At 42.5% G+C, this 18,722-nt stretch carries 17 protein-coding genes and 1 tRNA gene; 3 read left to right on the plus strand and 15 right to left on the minus strand.

What is annotated here, in order from left to right:
* Nucleotides 1-181 precede the first annotated feature (181 nt).
* The 7 genes from lepA to HYU97_09015 form a co-directional block, all read right to left on the minus strand.
* Nucleotides 182-1,978, minus strand: a complete 1,797-nt coding sequence (lepA, locus tag HYU97_08985; protein ID MBI2336877.1) for an elongation factor 4 — start codon at nt 1,976-1,978, stop codon at nt 182-184.
* Nucleotides 1,979-1,987: 9 nt separating this feature from the next.
* Nucleotides 1,988-2,179 (minus strand): ribbon-helix-helix domain-containing protein, encoded by a 192-nt coding sequence (locus HYU97_08990; protein MBI2336878.1) that lies wholly within the window; start codon nt 2,177-2,179, stop codon nt 1,988-1,990.
* 41 nt (nt 2,180-2,220) lie between these two features.
* Complete coding sequence (locus HYU97_08995; protein ID MBI2336879.1) at nt 2,221-2,823, minus strand: SPOR domain-containing protein; 603 nt, start codon at nt 2,821-2,823, stop codon at nt 2,221-2,223.
* 5 nt (nt 2,824-2,828) lie between these two features.
* Entirely contained in the window at nt 2,829-4,472 is a 1,644-nt protein-coding gene (locus HYU97_09000) for an arginine--tRNA ligase (GenBank protein MBI2336880.1), read from the minus strand.
* The gene (locus HYU97_09005) at nt 4,469-5,839 is read right to left on the minus strand and encodes an insulinase family protein (GenBank protein ID MBI2336881.1); all 1,371 of its coding nucleotides are present in this window, start codon (nt 5,837-5,839) and stop codon (nt 4,469-4,471) included. Before HYU97_09005 ends, HYU97_09000 begins: the two co-directional genes overlap by 4 nt.
* Before the next feature lie 233 nt (nt 5,840-6,072).
* Nucleotides 6,073-7,557, minus strand: coding sequence for an insulinase family protein (locus tag HYU97_09010; protein ID MBI2336882.1), 1,485 nt, complete (start codon nt 7,555-7,557; stop codon nt 6,073-6,075).
* Nucleotides 7,548-9,098: a serine/threonine protein kinase gene (locus HYU97_09015; protein MBI2336883.1), complete on the minus strand. Its 1,551-nt coding sequence runs from the start codon at nt 9,096-9,098 to the stop codon at nt 7,548-7,550. Before HYU97_09015 ends, HYU97_09010 begins: the two co-directional genes overlap by 10 nt.
* A 220-nt stretch (nt 9,099-9,318) precedes the next feature.
* On the opposite strand from HYU97_09015, the gene HYU97_09020 reads away from it, so the two are divergent.
* Together HYU97_09020 and HYU97_09025 are read left to right on the plus strand one after the other, a co-directional pair.
* Nucleotides 9,319-9,510 (plus strand): hypothetical protein, encoded by a 192-nt coding sequence (locus tag HYU97_09020; protein MBI2336884.1) that lies wholly within the window; start codon nt 9,319-9,321, stop codon nt 9,508-9,510.
* Between the two features lie 520 nt (nt 9,511-10,030).
* Nucleotides 10,031-10,104: transfer RNA gene (locus tag HYU97_09025), tRNA-Met, on the plus strand.
* Nucleotides 10,105-10,343: 239 nt separating this feature from the next.
* Here the strand turns inward: HYU97_09025 and HYU97_09030 are convergent.
* From HYU97_09030 to xerD, 6 genes are all read right to left on the minus strand, one after another.
* Nucleotides 10,344-11,051, minus strand: a complete 708-nt coding sequence (locus tag HYU97_09030; GenBank protein ID MBI2336885.1) for an rRNA pseudouridine synthase — start codon at nt 11,049-11,051, stop codon at nt 10,344-10,346.
* Nucleotides 11,052-11,053: 2 nt separating this feature from the next.
* On the minus strand, nt 11,054-11,881 hold the full coding sequence (scpB, locus tag HYU97_09035) for an SMC-Scp complex subunit ScpB (GenBank protein MBI2336886.1): 828 nt from the start codon (nt 11,879-11,881) through the stop codon (nt 11,054-11,056).
* A 217-nt stretch (nt 11,882-12,098) separates the two neighbouring features.
* On the minus strand, nt 12,099-12,848 hold the full coding sequence (locus HYU97_09040; protein MBI2336887.1) for a segregation/condensation protein A: 750 nt from the start codon (nt 12,846-12,848) through the stop codon (nt 12,099-12,101).
* A 10-nt stretch (nt 12,849-12,858) separates the two neighbouring features.
* Nucleotides 12,859-13,821 carry a tryptophan--tRNA ligase gene (trpS, locus tag HYU97_09045; GenBank protein MBI2336888.1) on the minus strand — a complete coding sequence of 321 codons (963 nt, stop codon included), beginning with the start codon at nt 13,819-13,821 and terminating at the stop codon, nt 12,859-12,861.
* Between the two features lie 51 nt (nt 13,822-13,872).
* Entirely contained in the window at nt 13,873-14,550 is a 678-nt protein-coding gene (locus tag HYU97_09050) for a site-2 protease family protein (GenBank protein ID MBI2336889.1), read from the minus strand.
* A gap of 523 nt (nt 14,551-15,073) precedes the next feature.
* Nucleotides 15,074-15,985, minus strand: a complete 912-nt coding sequence (xerD, locus tag HYU97_09055) for a site-specific tyrosine recombinase XerD (protein ID MBI2336890.1) — start codon at nt 15,983-15,985, stop codon at nt 15,074-15,076.
* 31 nt (nt 15,986-16,016) lie between these two features.
* Here xerD and trmB point away from each other — a divergent pair, with 31 nt between their 5' ends.
* The gene (gene trmB / locus HYU97_09060) at nt 16,017-16,613 is read left to right on the plus strand and encodes a tRNA (guanosine(46)-N7)-methyltransferase TrmB (GenBank protein MBI2336891.1); all 597 of its coding nucleotides are present in this window, start codon (nt 16,017-16,019) and stop codon (nt 16,611-16,613) included.
* Nucleotides 16,614-16,754: 141 nt separating this feature from the next.
* Here the strand turns inward: trmB and mqnE are convergent, their stop codons facing one another.
* Together mqnE and folE are read right to left on the minus strand one after the other, a co-directional pair.
* Nucleotides 16,755-17,879 (minus strand): aminofutalosine synthase MqnE, encoded by a 1,125-nt coding sequence (mqnE, locus tag HYU97_09065; GenBank protein ID MBI2336892.1) that lies wholly within the window; start codon nt 17,877-17,879, stop codon nt 16,755-16,757.
* Between the two features lie 105 nt (nt 17,880-17,984).
* A complete protein-coding gene (folE, locus tag HYU97_09070; GenBank protein MBI2336893.1) occupies nt 17,985-18,524 on the minus strand; it encodes a GTP cyclohydrolase I FolE in 540 nt (179 codons plus the stop codon).
* Between the last annotated feature and the right edge of the window lie 198 nt (nt 18,525-18,722).

Here is an 18,722-nt window from a genome sequence, read left to right on the forward strand (position 1 = left end):
ATGTTTGGATTAAGTATTGGGTGCCCAGGGCTCTTCATTGGCGTTTGTCTGTAGCGGCGTGCCTTCATGAGGGTCAGCCGGCATGGAAAGCCGGTTATACCGGAAGGCTTCCATGCCGGCTGATCCCATGAAGGCCGCCGCGAAAGACTCAAGCCAATGAAGAGCCCTGGGCACCAAATACTTAATCTATTTTCAAAGCTGCCAAAAAAGCTTCTTGCGGAATCTCCACCGCCCCTACTTGCTTCATCCGCTTCTTCCCTTCCTTCTGTTTCTCAAGTAACTTGCGTTTGCGGGTTATATCACCCCCATAACATTTTGCTAACACATTTTTCCGCAAAGGCTTCACCGTTTCACGGGCCACAATGCGCGACCCTATGGCCGCCTGAATAGCCACTTCAAACTGTTGGCGCGGAATTAGTTGACGCAATTTTTCTACCAATTCGCGCCCACGATAAAAGGCCTTTTCTTGATGCACCACCACCGAAAGTGCATCGACCGGGTCCCCATTGATAAGAATATTGAGTTTCACCAAATCCCCCGATTTAAAACCAGTTAATTCATAATCAAAAGAGGCATAACCCTTCGAAAGACTTTTCAACTTATCATAAAAATCAAACACGATTTCGCTAAGCGGCAATTCATATTCAATCATGAGATGCTCAGGGGTAAGATAATCCATTTTAATTTGCACACCCCGTCTCGACTCACATAATTGCAAAATAGCCCCAATATATTCGGTGGGGATATGAATCTTGGCCCGAATAAAAGGCTCTTCAATGCTAGCAATTTCTTGGGCCCCAGGGATTTTAGCAGGGTTATCAATCATGATCACTTCGCCCTGTAGGGTATGCACCTGATAAATGACGGTAGGCGCGGTGGAAATTAAACTAAGATTATATTCTCGCTCTAATCTTTCTTGAATGATCTCCATATGCAAGAGACCCAAAAAACCACAGCGAAAGCCAAAACCCAAGGCAAGTGAAGTTTCGGGTTCATATTGAAAACTCGAATCATTGAGACGCAATTTTTCTAACGAACTGCGCAGGTCTTCATAATCTGCTGAATCGGTAGGATAAATCCCACAAAACACCATGGGCTTTACTTCTTTAAAACCCGGCAAGGCATGTCCGCAGGTGTTGTTCGCCAAGGTAACGGTATCGCCAATTTTAATATCGTGAATATCTTTAATCGCCGCTGTAAAAAACCCAACTTCGCCAGGCCCCAGGCTTGCAATCTCAACCGGGTACGGAGAAAATACTCCCAACTTATCTAGGGTATATTTCTTATCGGTTGCCATGAAAAGAACGGTGTCTCCCTTACGTAAGGTACCGTGCATCAATCGCACCAACACCACAACTCCTTGATAAGCATCAAACCAAGAATCAAAAATCAAAGCTTGCAAAGGCCCATCCGGGTTACCTTGGGGAGGAGGAAACACTTTAATAATATTTTCTAAAATTTGTTCTGTGCCTAAACCGGTTTTGGCACTGGCCTCCACTGCATAGGTGGTATCGAGCCCAATCACCTCTTCAATCTCTTTTTTAACTCGAGCTGGATTTGCGGCAGGTAAATCAATTTTATTTAAAACCGGAAATATTTCTAAATTGTTTTCGATCGCCACATAAACATTAGCCAAGGTCTGGGCCTGAATCCCTTGCGAGGAATCCACCACTAAAATCGCACCTTCACAGGCTGCCAACGAACGAGACACTTCGTAATGAAAATCCACGTGCCCTGGGGTATCAATCAAATTCAAAATATAATCTTGGCCATCTTTAGCTTTATAGCAAAGCCGCACCGACTGGGCTTTAATGGTAATGCCCCGTTCCCGCTCTAATTCTAATTTATCTAAAAATTGATCTTGCTTTTCCCGCTCGCTAATAGCGCCGGTAAATTCCAATAGACGATCCGCCAAGGTAGACTTGCCGTGATCGATATGCGCAATGATGGAAAAATTTCTTATATTCTTCATCTTGATACATAAGCATTATTGCTTTAAAATTTTATCGTACAAGCCTAATTGTTCACCGGGTAGATCTGCCTTATGATTCTCTAAAACAATGTCAACCCCCTGCCGAATATATTCCGCCACCGGCACCTTGGTTTTTTGACTCAATTTTTTCAATTTTTGATTTTGTTCTTCCGTAATATAAACGGTCGTCGAAATTTTTTTATTCATAAAACCATCATGGATCCCCCGATCAAGTCGGGGGACAAGGCTTATTCGGCTTGAACAATCTTTACCTCAACACCCTCTTTTTCGCGCAAACGATTGGCATAACCTTCGGCATCTTGCCGATCACCAAAACTGCCCACTCTAATTTTATAAATTTGTTGCCCACTGATTTGTTCTAACGCCAAATAGGTTGGGTAACCTTTGCGTTTCCATTGTTCTAATTCTGCTGCAGCCTGGGTTTCGTTTGAAATCGAATCGATCTCTAAAGAAAAAATCGAATCGGTGGAAGATTTAATTCTCACCATGGTGTTTGTTTTTTGCAAAGGCGACTGCACTTGTTTGGCCACGGCAATATTGGCACTATCGGTCACGGCTTCATTTGCTGGATTAACTTCCATCCCAAACCCGGCACTTTGCCCCAGCTCAGAGCTCCCTTCGTTGCTGCTTAATTTATTTTTTGGAATAACCGGTTGATCGGGTTTTAGACCTTCTAATTCTGAATGAGCGACCATCTCTTGAGAATTAGAAAAAATTCCTGCGCCAAACTTGGCTCCCATCAAAAAAACAAAAATGAGCAGCACAACGCCGACACTCATCAATAAAATGAATTGGCTAAAGGAAAAATGAATAGGATATTTTTCTTCCATAAAAACTACATCCTCTCAGGCGCCGAAACCCCTAACAAATCCAGGCCCTGCTTAAAGGTGTCTCGCAACACTTTGACTAAATAAAGTTTGGCTAAACTCACTTCACTCGCTTGACCTAAAACTCGATAGCGAGCATCGCTTTTCCCCTTCGTATAGTAGGCCTGAAAAGATTTCGCAAGGTCCATTAAATAGAATGTAACTCGGTGGGGCTCAAGATTTGCCACCACTTCTTGCAAAATATCCTCTAAAGATAGCATTTTTTGGATAAGTTCCATCTCTTCGGGTAGGTTTAAGGCACCTAAAGGTGGGGGGGTAGGGTTTAAAGATAGCCCTGACTCGCTTGCCTTATTTAAAATAGAGAAAAGCCTAGCATAGGCATATTGCACGTAATAAACCGGATTTTCGCTCGATTGCTGTTTAGCCAGCTCCAAATCAAAATCCAGCGTTTGATGATGAGAACGCATCACCAAAAAAAATCGCGTGGCATCAACCCCTACTTCTGTCAAAACTTCCTCTAAGGTGACCACCGTTCCCTTGCGTTTGCTCATCTTTTTTTGCACATCCCCTTCCATTAAATTAACCAATTGCATGAGCAAAAATTTTAACTGATTAGGGTCGTAACCCAAGGCCTGCAAGCTTGCCCTAACTCTTTCTAAATAACCACCATGGTCGGCCCCCAACACATTAATATACAGGTCATAATGCCGGTCAAATTTATCTTTGTGATAAGCAATGTCGGGGGTTAAATAAGTATAAGTTCCATCTTTTTTAACGAGCACCCTATCTTTATCATCACCCAAATCGGTTGAACGAAACCATAAGGCGCCTTCAGATTCATATAAAAAACCCTTTTCCTTCAACAGCTTTAACACTTGATCAATGGCCTTTGATTCATAAAGCTTACTTTCTGAAAAGTAATCGTCGAAATGAACCCGCAATTTTGCCAGGGTTTGTTGGATGGCCGCCAGCAAATCTTTACTCAATAATTTCCCCATGGCTTGATCATCGTTTAATTTTTCAAGCTCAAGCTGATATTTTTTCACCAATGTTTCTAAATATTCTCCCTGATAAACATCAGTGGGTAAATTATTATCTAAGGTTTTGCCTTGCAAACGTGCCAAATAATGAGCCCCTGATTTACCTAGGGTTTGAATCTGGGCCCCATGATCATTAATATAAAATTCCCGTTGCACGCGATACCTCATCGCCGCAAATACTCGGGCCAACACATCTCCCACCACCGCATTACGACCATGGCCAATATGCATAGGCCCGGTGGGATTGGCACTGACAAACTCAATCAATACCGATTTCCCCTGCCCTAAGTTAGGCAAGTTAATTCCGTTAGCGCTCTCTAATGCTTTGAGAGCAATGTGATAACCGGTGGGGTTAATAAAAAAATTAATAAAACCAGGGCCAGCTATTTCAACTCGGCTTAAATAATCAGATTCTTGTTTGAGGCTTTCAACTAAGCTTTGGGCCAAAATTCTAGGAGATTGTTTCGTGGCTCTGGCTACTTGCATGGCTACATTGGTGGAATAATCGCCATGACTTGGCACTTTGGGAATTTCCACTTCAAAATCATTAAGGCTATTTAACCCTAAACTTGCACCATGTTTTAAAATGAGTTTTTTTAAGAATAACTTCATGAACCCTTATCAAGCGGTATGATTTGCCACTCTTGCTTACGGATGAGTGAATTGAGTTTAGCCCCATCCCCTACCACCAAAATTTTTAAACCTTCCGGGCGCAGGTAGTCTTTCGCCACTCTTTGTAAGTCTGATAAAGTGACGGCCTTAATTTTTTCTGCAAAGATTTGCAAATAATGAGGTGGGTACCCTAAAAAATCAAAGCGAGCTTCTTCGGCCACAATATTAAACTTGGGTTCATAACTCGAAAAAAGACTATTAAGAAAGGCCGCCTTGGCCGCCGCTAATTCTGGGGCCTGAATATTGCCCGGCTCCCGAATATGCTGGAGATGATCCATAATCGATTGAATAACCAGGCCAGCACTTTCAACCTTGGTTTGAGCAACCACTCTAAAAATTCCATAATCACGATCTAACCCAAAGCTACTATAAATGGCATAAGCCAGCCCTTGAGTTGAACGAATATCTACCCCCAAACGAGAGGTCAAGGTTTCGCCTCCTAAAATATAGTTTAAAAGGATGAGGGCAAATTTATCTGGATTATCTCGTTTGTCGCCAAAATGCCCCACCACCAGGGTGGCTTGATCGGCCTGTTTATCAATAAAAAATTTGCCCGGAGTATAATGACGCTGCACGCCGGCTAGCTCAGGCAATGGAGCTTCGCTCTTTGCCCAAGCGCTGGTATGTTTATGAATCAGGGCCAACACCTGGCTCTTTTTAAAATTACCCGCAATGGCCAAATTGATTTGATTAGGCACATAATATTTCTTAAAGAAGGCCATTAAGTCTTCGCGCTTAATGGCTTTAATCATTTCTTGCGTGGATGTTCTTGCCCAAATATTATCTTGACCATAAATCATTTTTTTAAATTCCCGGCTAGCAATGGGGCCAGGCAAATCATTCTGCCGTTTGATTTGATCAATCGCCTTGGCTTTTAAAATTTCTAACCTGCTTTCATCCATTTTTGGATTTTGCAACATGGTAAAGAAAAGCTCTAAGGTGGGGGCTAAATCTTGGCTTAAAGTTTTGAAACTAACTGTGCTATATTCCGAAAAAACTTCCACTCCAATCGAAGCGGCCAGGTCTTCTAATTTGGCATTAAAGACATCGGGAGAATCGGCCCCTGCCCCACCCAGGCGCAATAAGCTAGCCGTTAAACTCGCTGTGCCTAACAGATTTGCAGGGTCATAAATATCCCCAGCCCTTAACCATAATTTACCCGTCACAATGGGCAATTCTTTATCTTCGAGTAAAAACAGTTTGATCCCATTCTTAAGCGGAATCACCTCGACATTAGGCGGCGCCCAGTTCTCAACTTGCTTACTCGATAAGGTCTGAACAATATCCGCCCGCGCGGAACGATTCATCCCAACAAAGGAACCTAATAAAATTACTGCTAGACAAATAATTGCGCGTTTAAAAATCTGGGGCGCAAGAGTTTTCATCGTCATTGCCCCCGAGTCAAGCTCGGGGCAGGCTGCGCGGCGGGCCGTCATCCCGGGCTTGACCCGGGATCCATGATGATTAGCAGGTAGGAAGGTCGCCGCAAGAGGCACCAGACGATGAAAACTCTTGCGCCCCAGATTTTTAAACACGTATTTCATTTTTTCTTTACCTCAACCACAATCGCTCGTTCGGGTTTTAGATAAGTTGAAATGATTTTCTGTAAATCGCTAGCCTGTAACGATTTAATCTTCTGCGGATGTTCAATCAAATATTTCCAGTCACCCGCTAATAGCTCATAAAAACTCAATATGCTGGCTAATTCGCTGTTTTGTTCTAAGCCATAAAAAATCCCTGCTAATAAATTTTTTCGAGCCCGCTCAATGGCTTGGGGGTTAATCCCTTCATGAGTGATCTTATTTAACTCGTCATATAAGGCCTTTAATACTTCTTGGCCTTCATGGCCTGGCAATAAAGAGGCATAAATAAAATATAAATTTTGCGCCCTCACCCCTGGGGTTGAACTGTCGCACTCCAAACTATTCACCAATTTTTCTTGAATCACTAAACGTTGATAAAAATGGGAGGTAAGGCCGCCACAGATGACTTGATCGAGGAGGTCAAAGGCATAATCATCAGGATGCGGCAAGGTGGGCTTGGGGAACCCAATCATCATAAAGGGATTAGAATCTTGGTATAAAACTTTGTATCGAGCCTGAAATTCTTCAGGTTCTACTTTTATTTCGGGTTTTGATTTTGGAGAAGGAATTTCTCCAAAATATTTTTGTAAAATCTTTTCTGTTTCTCCCACATCAACATTACCCACCACCGCCCCTACGATGTTACTTGGAATATAATATTCATGGTAAAATTGATAAAGATCGGTGGCGGTGAGATTTGCCACATCTTTAGCAAAACCAATGGTGGGATATTGATAAGGGCTTTTATCAAAGGCCAAATCTAAAAAGGCTTCGTAGGCGGCCCCAAACGGGCTATCGTCTACTCGCATACGACGTTCTTCTAACACCACATCGCGTTCTGCATAAAATTCTCGAAACACCGAATCTTTTAAGCGACTCGATTCTAAATAGGCCCACAGCTCTAATTTGCTATTGGGTAAAGACACAAAATAGCTGGTGACATCTTGACTAGTGGTCGCATTAAGATCATCGCCACCATTCTGGTTGTAAATCTTAGAAAAGGCTTCTTTGATGACAAATTCATTGGCCTTGCTTCGCACTGCTTCAAACTGTTTGAGCAACTTTGGTTTTTGTTTTGAGTCGGCGGTTTTAAGAGCTTGGGCAATGGTTTCTAACTCGGCTAAATATTTTGCCTCTGCCTGGTAATCTGTCGTACCAATTTCAGGAGTTCCTTTAAAGGCCATGTGCTCTAACAAATGTGCAATGCCCGTTTTACCCATAGGTTCATCATAACCCCCAACTCCCACTCGAATATAACCTGTAAAGATGGGCGCCCCTTCGCGATGCACAATCAGAAAACGCATCCCGTTGGGTAGAGTGACTTTATGCACGGGAATATCCAAGCTCATCTCGGGCGTACGTTGCACACAAGCTGAGCCAAAAACCAAAGCGGCTGCCAAAAATAAAATTATCTTTTGGGGGAACTTAAAGATTATTGACATATTAATTGGGAAGATTTTTCAAAATTCACATAACACTTTGAGGTTCTACCATCACTCACGACAACCGTGCCTTTCGAGCTTTGCTGAGTAGGGCCATGCATGACACGGATGACATACTGCCCTGGTTTTAAACCTTGTTTGCGAAATGGCGTTTCAACTTGATTAGCCACCCCTGAAATTGACACCATCCCCCACGGCACTGCATTAATACTAATCCCACCCAACTTAGGTTTTTCTTTTGCTGGTTCGGAAACCAAGGTTGGTCTTACAATAAGAGGTTGCTGCATCGAATCAAGCCTTTGCTTTTGGGTTAAATCTTCTTCCTCTTCTACTACAACCTCACTCGGAACAGAAGTAGAATTAGAAGTAGAGTGGTTGGAGTAAAAAAAAGATAAACCACTTAAGCTTAATATTCCCAAACCTACCAGCGCGCCAATCCATCCTCTTGGAGTTATTTTAAAACCCTTGGGTGTTTGCTGGTTAAAAATTTCAGGAGACTTTTTTTCAACGAAAATATGTTCGGTCTCGGCTAAAAAAACGGTTCGGGTAGCCGCTGACAGAAGTTCGGTTTGTGGGTCAGGGAGAGCTGTGGTGACAGCATCGGGTGTTGATAGGATTGGCACCTTGGAATGTTGCATTGATTCTAAAAACGATCGGCAGTCTTCTCTCGTCACATGATAAATACGTTGCAAGTCTTTGCGAAATTCTTCTGTACTACGATAACGTTGATCGCGGTTGGGCTCTAGAGCTCGTTTGAGGGTGTTTTGAAGTAAAATCGGTAATCGCGAAAAGCTTTTGGGCCAAGGAATAACTCCATTTTTGGCCCTATTTAAAACCGCCAGCCCGTTCCCCGAGCCAAAAGGTTTTTCTTGAAAAAGTAATTCATAAAACACAATCCCCAACGAAAAAAGGTCAGCCCGCGCATCAAGGTTTGCCCCCTCGGCTTGTTCAGGCGACATGTAAGCATATTTGCCTTTAAGCACTCCGGTTTGAGTTTCATGGCCACGCTCGAGGGCCAAGGCAATCCCAAAATCACCTACTTTCACCTCACCCAAATGAGAGAGCAAAATATTTTGTGGGCTGATATCGCGATGAATAATATGGAGCGGTTGGTTTAATTTATTTTTTTTCTCGTGAGCATGGCCCAGCCCCAGCAAGGCCTCACTAATGATATAAGTTGCAATCTCAGGGAGAATGTTCCTGCCTTGCTTCACCAACAAAGTTTGCAAGCTGCGAAGATCCAAGCCATCCACATATTCCATGGCAATGTAATAAACACCCTCTACTTGATTGAGTTCATACACCTGAACAATATTAGGATGATTGAGCTGAGCAACAATTTTTGCTTCATCAATGAACATTTCAATAAATTCATGTTGCCCTGACCACATGGGCAGAATGCATTTAATCACTAAATCTTTTTCAAAACCATCCGCCCCTTGAATAGATGCTTTGTAAATTTCTGCCATACCACCACTGGCCACAAGTTCAGTGAGTAAATAACGACCAAATTGACGGGGAAGTTTAGTGGGCCTAACCATAAAGTCTGCATAAAACAGTATCGGCTTTAGAATCAATGGTTACATCGCTGAAAACATAAAACAAATTGATGCGCCTGGTCAGAAAACCGCTGAATAACATTTTAATAATATTTTATGAATTATTGTTTATTTTAATTGAAATTATATATAACTTTAGTATAATTGTTCATAAGGAATCCCCTAAAAGGGGTCCATTTGCATTGTTGGCCAGGGAGTCTAAATGCATCAGATATTAAAAGAATTGTGCGTAGAAGTGTTGAGTGGTGATATTGGGACTGAACGTTTTAATCGCCTGTGGGTTCAAAGCGGCATTCCACTCGAGGGTGAAATTTTTGACATCGCCAATAATATTCTCAACCACGCCGCCGAAATAACCCCAGAACTTATTTTATACCAACCTACTTATCATTAAACAACCTACTGTCATATATAGATCCCGGATCGGGGTCCGGGATGACGTCATGCCGGACTTGATCCGGCATCCATTCATTGCATCGCTGATACTCAGGATAAACTTCCGCAATCTCTTCTGCCTCAATCGCACAAAATAAAAACCCCCAGTTTTTAGGCCGGGGGTTTTAAATTTATTATCCGAGAAAGCCTATCTTTTCTTTTTCTTCTTGCTTGCCTTTTTAGCTTTCTTTTTCTTTGCGGACTTTTTCTTTTTCTTTGCTGCCATACGGTTAACCCTCCTTAGGTTGTTAGAAGTAACGTATGTTATTAATTTCAATATTAAAATTAATTATCACTATAGTCAACAACTATTTGTATTAATTTGCATTAATTATACTAAATTTCATTTCCACTTGACAAAACTTTTTTACACTCACGCATTCATCTCGTTTTATTTGCAATTTGTTTTGCACCTTGCAATTTCATTTTCAAATCACTATAAGCGTAGACCGTTCTCTTTTGCAGAGATTTTTTAATACCGCGGGGTGGAGCAGTCTGGTAGCTCGCCGGGCTCATAACCCGGAGGTCATAGGTTCAAATCCTATCCCCGCTACCCTCAAAAAGCATGCAGCTGTCTGCATGCTTTTTTTTTGTGCTTCATATTATTCTATATTTTGAAATTGGGAATTGTAAAATTCCTTTTGAAATCGGCTGAAGCTTGGAGGGGTTTGTCGGAGGCTTCCATATCAATGGATATGATGCCATGGAAGCCGAGACTTTGAGTGCGTCCGGCGGCCATAACCGCCGGACGACACGGACCCCGGAAAGCTTCTGCCGATTTCAAAAAGAATTTTATTTGCCCTTTAACTGTTTCACTTGTTCTTGAGTTAATGTCTTAAGCTCCCCCGGCTCCATATTACCTAATGCTATCTTCCCATGCTTAATCCGAATCAACCGTTTAACCTGATAATCAAATAACTCAAGCATCCGACGAATCTCGCGATTTCTTCCTTCTAACAAAGTTAATTCAATCCAATCCGGCTTACCTAAAATTCCAATTTTAACTTCCAAAGCCCGGCACGGTTTCCCATCCAAGCTTACCCCTTGTTCTAAAGCCTGTTGCAATGCTTGACGAGGGCCTGGGGTCACCTGCACTCGATAAACTTTAGGGACTTCATAGCGCGGGTGAGTAAGCTGTTGCAATAATGCCCCATCGCTGGTTAACAGCAAAAGGCCTTCAGAATCTTTATCTAATCGCCCAACGGCATTGACCTCTTTGGGTAATTTAAGTAAATCCGCCCAAGCTTTTCTGCCCCACTCATCTTTTTTACTAACAATCACACCTCTCGGTTTATAATAAGCAAAATAAAGTTTGGATGAAGGAAGAAGAATTTTTTTACCACGCACCACGAGTTGATCTTTTGACAAATCAACTTTGAACCCCAAATCTTTTACTAATAACCCATTAACCCGCACCTGCCCCTGTAAAATCAACTTCTCCGCCTCACGTCGCGAAGCAATCCCCGCTTGAGAAAGTATTTTTTGAATACGCTCTGCCACACTTAATCAACTTTTGTAGAATCTTTGTCGGGGGGGAACATATCTTTTTCTAGTTTGCGCAATTCATTAAGCTTGTCTTCTAGCTCCAGCACTTCTTCTTGCTCTGCTTTTTCTAAATGCAACAAACGCATCTCTAAATCTTCTGGCGAAGTATCTTCTTGATAATTGGCAAGAGACAAACTCTCTTGGCTGGCCTGGGCTTTAAATTCTTGTTCGATTTCTTCTAAATCTCTCAAACTAGGAATATCTTTAATGCTATTCAAATTAAACAGCTCTAAAAAATAAGTTGTGGTGCCATAAAGGGCCGGTTTGCCAATATCGTCTTTTTTACCCACCACCTTTACCAAATCTTTTTCTAATAAAGTTTTTAACACCGCCCCAGAATCAACCCCGCGCATTGATTCTACTTCTACTCGAGTCAAGGGTTGCCGATAGGCAATGATCGCCAATGTTTCCATGGCAGGTTTCGATAATTTGGTGGGGGAAGGTTTGAATAACAACTTAATCCATGGCGCCAAGTCAGGTTTGGTGCGAAATTGAAACCCTCCTGCAACTTCAACCAACTCAATGCCATATTCACCAGCCCTACGATACTTTTCGAACAAAGCATCTAAAGCTGTTTTTACTTCAGCCTTACCGATTTTTTCTTCTTCTAATTGTTGCTTGGTTGCCAACTGTTCTTCGGCAGTCAAAGCCCCATCGAGCGCTGCATCGGTGGCCGCCTCCATACCACGTTGAACCACCTCGACCATCTGATTCACCGTCAAAGGTTCACGCGCCGCAAAAATTAAACTTTCCAAGATCTGTGCTAAATTTTCTTGGGCTATCATAAAGCTCCTTTATTCATAAAAATATCCCTGAAAAAGTTCTTTTATGAACTTTCTGTCATTGCAAGGCTGGCACCCTCTGTCATTGCGAACCCAGCAGGGTGAAGCAATCTCTTCTGCCTAACCGAGGAGATTGCTTCGCCCGTTGGGCTCGCAATGACAGAGGGGCCACGCCACTTCCGCAAGACCGCCGACTTTAAAAGAACTTTTTCAGACACCTTTAATGCAAAGTAACGCCATCGACTTTAATCTCCGAATTTTCAACCAACTGCGGAGTGATAAAAATAGATTCCCCCGCCTTCATTTGGCGAATGCCTAATATTTTTAACCGACACATCTCTAAAATCGCCAAAAAAGTCACAATCAATCGATCGCGGGTTTGTTTGTCTTTAAATAATTCTTTAAACTCCAGCGCTTGATGTTGGGATGTTTTAAATTGTTCAATCAACTCATAAATTCTCTCAGTGACACTCATGCTGGTCGCCATCACTTCGTGGGCCAAAACCTTAGGGGCCCTAGCTAAAATTTGACTAAAGCAAGTGACCAAATTAAAAAGATCTGCCTCTAAAGGGGTTGCCTCCATGCCTAAATCTTCTGGCTGCCCTCTTACAAAGACATCTCGCTCCAACAAAGGCCGCCCCATTAACAACGCAGCCCCTTCTTTATAACGTTGATATTCCAAGAGCCGACGAATCAGATCGGCACGAGGATCTACACCCTCTTCTTCATCCTCTTGCCCGTCTGCGGGTAATAACATTTTAGACTTAATCAAGGCCAGTTCACTGGCCATGAGAATAAAATCACCCGATAAATCAATATTAAGTTCTTCCATCAGATTTAAATAGGCAAGGTATTGATCGAGCACCTTGGCAATAGGAATATCACTAATATCCACCTTTTCTTGTTGCACCAGATGAAGCAATAAATCTAAAGGCCCTTCAAAAACTTCAATGTCAACTCGATATTCCATGAATTCCCTCTTAGCCTAATTTCATCACCTTATTGACTTCGTGCAAGGTGGCTTGAGCATGGCTTCTCGCCTGCTTGGCCCCCTTTTCAAGGATGTCCATCACGAAGTGTTTATCTTTCTGCAACTCGGCGCGTTTTTGCCAAGTGGGTTCTAAAAATTTGATGATATTATGACTTACTTTCTTTTTACAATCCATACAACCTATCCCAGCTCGTCTGCATTCTTTATCTACTTCGGCTACCTCTTGAGCAGGAGAATAAATTTTATGATAAGCAAAAACATTACAAACATCGGGGTTCCCCGGATCGGTACGACGAACTCTTGCTGGATCAGTGATGGCAACACTCATTTTTTTTTGAAGGGTTACTGCATCATCACTTAAATAAATACAGTTGTCATAACTCTTTGACATTTTACGATTATCCAAACCCAATAATTTTTGTGTTTTGGTAAGCAAGGGCTGACATTCTTTAAGCACCCCTTGCCCATATAAAAAATTAAACCGGCGAATCACCTCACGTGCCAATTCTAAATGCGCCACTTGGTCTTGCCCCACGGGGACATAATCAGCCTTATAAATGGCCACATCAGCGGTTTGCAATAAAGGGTAGCCCAAAAAACCGTAGGTCGAAAGATCTTTATCTTTTAACTCCATCTTTAATTCTTTGTAACTAGGCACTCGCTCTAACCAACTAATGGGGGTAAGCATAGCGAGCAGCAAATGTAGCTCGGCATGCTCTGGAATATGAGATTGGATAAAAAGCGTGGCTTGATTAGGGTCCAACCCCAAGGCTAGCCAATCCAACACCATTTCTTGAGAAAAATTAAAAAGATTATCTGGGGTTTGATATTCGGTGGTTAAGGCATGCCAATCGGCCACAAAAAAATAACAGGTGTGCAATTTTTGTAACTCAAGCCAATTTTCTAACACCCCGTGAAAATGACCTAAGTGCAATCGCCCGGTGGGGCGCATCCCACTCACCACTATTTTGTTTGCCTTTTTCACTTACGACTCATGCTCCTTTTAGAAATTAGGGATCAACAGTTCGGTCAACCAACTTACCGGATAACGAATCACCGCATAGGCCCCAACATAATACATCACGATTAGAATGAAAATCCCAAACTGTGCCACCTGATTATAAGCCTCTACCCAACTTTCAGGCAAAAAACCCTCCAATACCTTGCCCCCATCTAAAGGATGTAAGGGAATCAAATTAAAAAAAGCCAACCCTAAATTGATATGAACACCCATTTCAAACAAGGCATAAATAATACTAAGGGTAGAACGAAAAAAGGGTTTCCCACTTAACCACTCCCCTGCCTGGCTAGCCACCACGGCATAAATCAACCACAAAAATCCGGCCGCAATCACGGCTAAAAGCAAATTGCTTAATGGGCCAGCAAAGGCGATCCAAAGATTATCTCGTCTTGGCTTTTTTAAATTAGCCAGCTCCACTGGCACAGGTTTTCCCCAGCCGCCAATGGGAACCCGAGCGCCCGTTAAAATCACGAGCATGGGCAATAAAATAGTCCCAATTAAATCCGCATGCACTAAAGGATTAAAAGAAATCCGGCCCTGATTTTTAGCAGTAGCATCGCCTAATTTATTCGCAATAAATGCGTGGGCGGTTTCGTGAAAGGAAAGAGAAAAAAGAAAGGCGGGATAAAATAAAATAAGCAATTGGATTTTTTCCTGCACCCCAATACAGCTAACGTCACCCCCAATAAAGGTCAAGCACAAGGAAGCTCACCTCTTCATCTGCAATTAGCACCACGTCTTTTCGAGGTAGGGAGAGGCCAATGGAGAGCCCGCGCCCGGTCGGCCTAGTCGGGCTAAAAAATTTTTTGTTTTTTAGTTGAATTAGAGTACTCCTCTGTCGTCCTCTAATTCAAAAAAACAATAAAATTTTTTAACCCTCCTACGGCCGCCCTCCTGCGCTGAAAGGCTCTCCCTTGGCCTCTCCCTACCTCGAAAAGACTTCTCTGCAAATATTTGAGAAATATAAAAAGAGATTGAAGTGACTTTGAAGGTGAGGTGGTTTCGCCGACCCATCGCGGAAGCGGCGGTGCCCCCAATGCATGTTTGCCGGCATGGAAAGCCGAGGCCCACTTCTGAGTGGGAACGCGGAAGGATTCCGTGCCGGCAAACCCGCATTAGGGTCGCAACCACCTCACCTTCAAAGTCACTTCAATCTCTTTTTAGGTACGGCGATTTACAGGGGTTACTTTTTGGCTCTAAGTTTAGCGCGGGGGTGGAGGTCGTAGATTTTGCGTAATCGTTCGCCGGTGACGTGGGTATAAATTTGGGTGCTGCTGAGATCGGCGTGTCCCAACATGGTTTGCACCGAACGCAAATCTGCCCCATGCTCAATTAAATGCGTGGCAAAAGTATGCCGTAGTTTATGAGGGCTGATGTTTTTTGTGATGCCGGCTAGCTTAGCATATTTTTTGAGCTGTAAAAAAAATTGTTGTCTGGTTAATCGACCACCTTTTTGAGAAAGAAAAAAATAAGGCGACAATTTTTTTCGAAGTAAATGAGGCCTGGCTAATTCTGCATAATCTTTCATAGCAGCCAAGGCCGAACGCCCCGCTGGCACCCATCGTTCTTTGCCACCCTTACCCAACACCTTCACAATGCCTTCATTAAAATGAATATCCCCCATGGTTATTTGCACCAACTCGGAGACCCTTAATCCACAGGCATAAGCCACCTCAAGCATGGCTTTATCGCGCAGACCAATCGGGGTGGTTAAATCTGGTTTCGTTAATAATTCGTTGATCTCCGCTTCGGTCAAAAATTGAGGTAATCTTTTAGATAATTTTGGCAGTTCAATATTTTCCATGGGATTGTTGGAAAAAAACTTTTCTTCTAACCCATATCGAAAAAACATTCGCAAGGCCGACAATCGGCGGGCTAACGTTTTGGCTCGAGACCCTTTGTCAAACTGAGCGTTAATAAATTCGCGAACTTGTACTTCAGTAATTTTTGAAAATTTAATTCTGCTTTGCTTTAAAATAAAATCATAAAACAAACGCAAATCCCTGGCATAACTTTCAAGGGTATTAGGGCTTAAATTACGTTCTAATTTAAGGTGATTGAGGTACAGATCGAAATACTTCCAATCCTCTTGCATGATACGGATTTTATCCCTAAAAGAAGTACTCATGCAAACGAAAGTCTACATTCCACCCGAAAAACCTATCCAAGGTTGGCAGATGAGCCCATTGCCCATTGGGACGGTTCCTACTTTTCCTACTTCAAACTTATCTTTAGAAATCGGGCCCGGCAATGGGGCTTTTGTTATGCACCAATGCCAACAATTCCCCACGCATCATTTTATAGCCATTGAAAAAAAGAAGAAACGTTTTGAAAAAATTTGTAAACGCGCTGAAAAATTAAAAATCAATAATCTAACCCTGGTGCTAGGAGACGCGCGGGTGGTATTAGAAAAATTCTTCCACAAGATTCAATTTCAATCGATTTATATTTTATTCCCCGACCCATGGCCCAAGCGGGTGCATGGTAAACATCGAATGGTTCAAGGTTATTTTGTCGATCATTTAGTAAAATTATTAAAACCTAAGGGCACTCTATATTTGGCCACTGATCATGAACCCTATGCTCAACAAATGTCTGCTGTCTTTCAAAAGAATGGAAAGTTTACTTTTGAATCAGGCCAATCCCTCTTCCCCACTTATTTTGAAACTAAGTGGAAAAAACTAGGCCTCGCTATTCATTATTTTAAATTTACTTTGAATTAAGGAATCTCTGCAAAACGTAGTGAGCAGTTCAAGAGCAAGGCGCCGGGCCCCAAAAAAACCGGAATGTATATGAAAATACATGAGGATTTTTTTGGGTGGCAACGCAGCTATTGAACTGCGTAATAGTTTTGCAGAGATTCCTTAAGCAACCAGGCGGGAAACAGGCTGATAGAGGGTATCCCGTTCAACCGGCACAGCACCTGCCTCAGTAATAAGGGCCTGCAATTCACGTACGGTCAGGCCTTCTGGGCTATCGGCACCTGCCATGTGCACAATGGTTTCTTGCATCACCGTGCCATCAAAATCATCGGCCCCAAATTGTAAAGCCAGTTGCGCCACCTTAACCCCGGTCATGATCCAATAGACTTTGATATGAGGGAAATTATCTAAAAAGATGCGCGCCACCGCGATATTAGTAAGGTCTTCAATACCGGTTGGTTCTGGCAAATGAGCCAGAGGAGTTTCAAAGGGCACAAAACTTAATGGAATAAAGGTTTGAAACCCACTGGTTTTATCTTGTAAATTACGCAATTTTTTTAAATGCTCCACGCGTTCGGATAAGGTTTCTCCAATCCCATAAAGCATTGTAGCATTCGAACGAATCCCCATACCATGAGCCATTTCATGAATTTCTAACCAACGATCCCACTTGATCTTATTTTTAAAGGTAAGCTCATGCATGCGATCGGTTAAAATCTCAGCCCCTCCACCTGGCATGGAGCCTAGGCCTGCAGCCAACAAACGTTGCAGCACTTCTTGAATTGAAATTTTTGAAACCTTACTGAAATAATCAATCTCTACAGCCGTAAAGGCCTTTAAATGAACGTGAGGTAGCGTTGCTTTAAGGGTACGCAACAGCTCCTCATAATATTCCAGTTTGTAATCGGGATGTAGGCCCCCTACAATATGAAGCTCGGTGGCCCCTTCTTTAGCTGCTGCAACAGCTTTAGCGCGCATCTCGGCAACACTTAATTCATAGGCCTTGGCCGATTTTTTAGGTTGGCCAAATTCGCAAAACTTACAAGCCACATAACAAACATTAGAATAATTTAAATGTCGATTGATATTGTAATAAACTTTGTTGCCATGAAGACGCTGTTTTAGAGTTGAAGCCAATTTGCCTAATTGAAAAAGATCGGGGTGTTCATATAAATAAAGACATTCTTCTTCACTGATACGCTCGCCTGCTAAAACTTTTGCTTCGATATTTTTTTTCATAAGTTTACTTGTCATATTGGGAATGCTGAAAAATGCACTTTCTGTCATCCCTGCGGAAGCAGGGATCCAGTGATTTCAAACAGTTCTGGATTCCCGCCGGAGTTTACCCCTGCGCAGGCAGGGGCGGGAATGACATTTTTCAACAAGCCCATATTAACTTATTAAATTCATAAATTCAGCCCTTGTCTCTTGCCGATTGCGAAATGCCCCTAACATGGTTGAAGTAATCGCAGTTGACCCTCGTTTTTGTACCCCACGCATTTGCATACAAAGATGCTCGGCCTCAATAACCACAGCCACGCCTAAGGGATCAAGCACTTCTTGAATGGTATTGGCAATTTGGTGGGTAAGCCGTTCTTGCACTTGCAAACGCCTGGCATAAATTTCTACCAACCTTGGAATTTTTGACAAACCAATGATCTTTCCTTTAGGAATATAAGCCACATGGCACTTGCCATAAAAAGGCAACAAGTGATGTTCGCAAAGGCTGTAAATCGAGATGTCTTTGACAATGATCATCTCTTCATATTTTTCAGTAAACTTAGCCCCATTTAAAACTTCGTAAGGATCTTCTGCATATCCTTTAGTAAGAAATTTTAACGCCTTACGCACCCTAGCCGGCGTAAGCAACAAACCCTCCCGCTTCGGGTCTTCCCCAAGCTCTTTTAAAATTCCAACAATAAAATCTTCCATAGGCGAAAAAACCTCTACCTAACCTAAAACAAGGGGTCAAGGTGAGAACTCCCATGCTGTGGTAGCTAAATGAAAATGTCAGTTTAACTGCTAAGTGATTATGTCAGTAGCTATCCTCCAAAAGGAGGAGAAGGATGCTACTAACAATGAGAGATAAAAATAAAATTGAGGTAATTGAGGCAGTCATGGACGAGAGGA

The sequence above is a fragment of the Deltaproteobacteria bacterium genome (assembly GCA_016183235.1).
Taxonomy (GTDB): domain Bacteria; phylum UBA10199; class UBA10199; order DSSB01; family JACPFA01; genus JACPFA01.

What these genes read in the sequence shown, in the direction of transcription:
- folE (MBI2336893.1), bottom strand. Translation starts at nt 18,524, where the DNA reads ATGGAAGATTTTATTGTTGGAATTTTAAAAGAGCTTGGGGAAGACCCG.
- HYU97_09015 (MBI2336883.1), bottom strand. Translation starts at nt 9,098, where the DNA reads ATGGTTAGGCCCACTAAACTTCCCCGTCAATTTGGTCGTTATTTACTC.
- trmB (MBI2336891.1), top strand. Translation starts at nt 16,017, where the DNA reads ATGCAAACGAAAGTCTACATTCCACCCGAAAAACCTATCCAAGGTTGG.
- HYU97_08995 (MBI2336879.1), bottom strand. Translation starts at nt 2,823, where the DNA reads ATGGAAGAAAAATATCCTATTCATTTTTCCTTTAGCCAATTCATTTTA.
- HYU97_09010 (MBI2336882.1), bottom strand. Translation starts at nt 7,557, where the DNA reads ATGTCAATAATCTTTAAGTTCCCCCAAAAGATAATTTTATTTTTGGCA.
- mqnE (MBI2336892.1), bottom strand. Translation starts at nt 17,879, where the DNA reads ATGACAGAAAGTGCATTTTTCAGCATTCCCAATATGACAAGTAAACTT.
- xerD (MBI2336890.1), bottom strand. Translation starts at nt 15,985, where the DNA reads ATGCAAGAGGATTGGAAGTATTTCGATCTGTACCTCAATCACCTTAAA.
- scpB (MBI2336886.1), bottom strand. Translation starts at nt 11,881, where the DNA reads ATGATAGCCCAAGAAAATTTAGCACAGATCTTGGAAAGTTTAATTTTT.
- HYU97_08990 (MBI2336878.1), bottom strand. Translation starts at nt 2,179, where the DNA reads ATGAATAAAAAAATTTCGACGACCGTTTATATTACGGAAGAACAAAAT.
- HYU97_09005 (MBI2336881.1), bottom strand. Translation starts at nt 5,839, where the DNA reads ATGAATCGTTCCGCGCGGGCGGATATTGTTCAGACCTTATCGAGTAAG.
- trpS (MBI2336888.1), bottom strand. Translation starts at nt 13,821, where the DNA reads ATGCGCCCCACCGGGCGATTGCACTTAGGTCATTTTCACGGGGTGTTA.
- HYU97_09040 (MBI2336887.1), bottom strand. Translation starts at nt 12,848, where the DNA reads ATGGAATATCGAGTTGACATTGAAGTTTTTGAAGGGCCTTTAGATTTA.
- HYU97_09000 (MBI2336880.1), bottom strand. Translation starts at nt 4,472, where the DNA reads ATGAAGTTATTCTTAAAAAAACTCATTTTAAAACATGGTGCAAGTTTA.
- HYU97_09020 (MBI2336884.1), top strand. Translation starts at nt 9,319, where the DNA reads ATGCATCAGATATTAAAAGAATTGTGCGTAGAAGTGTTGAGTGGTGAT.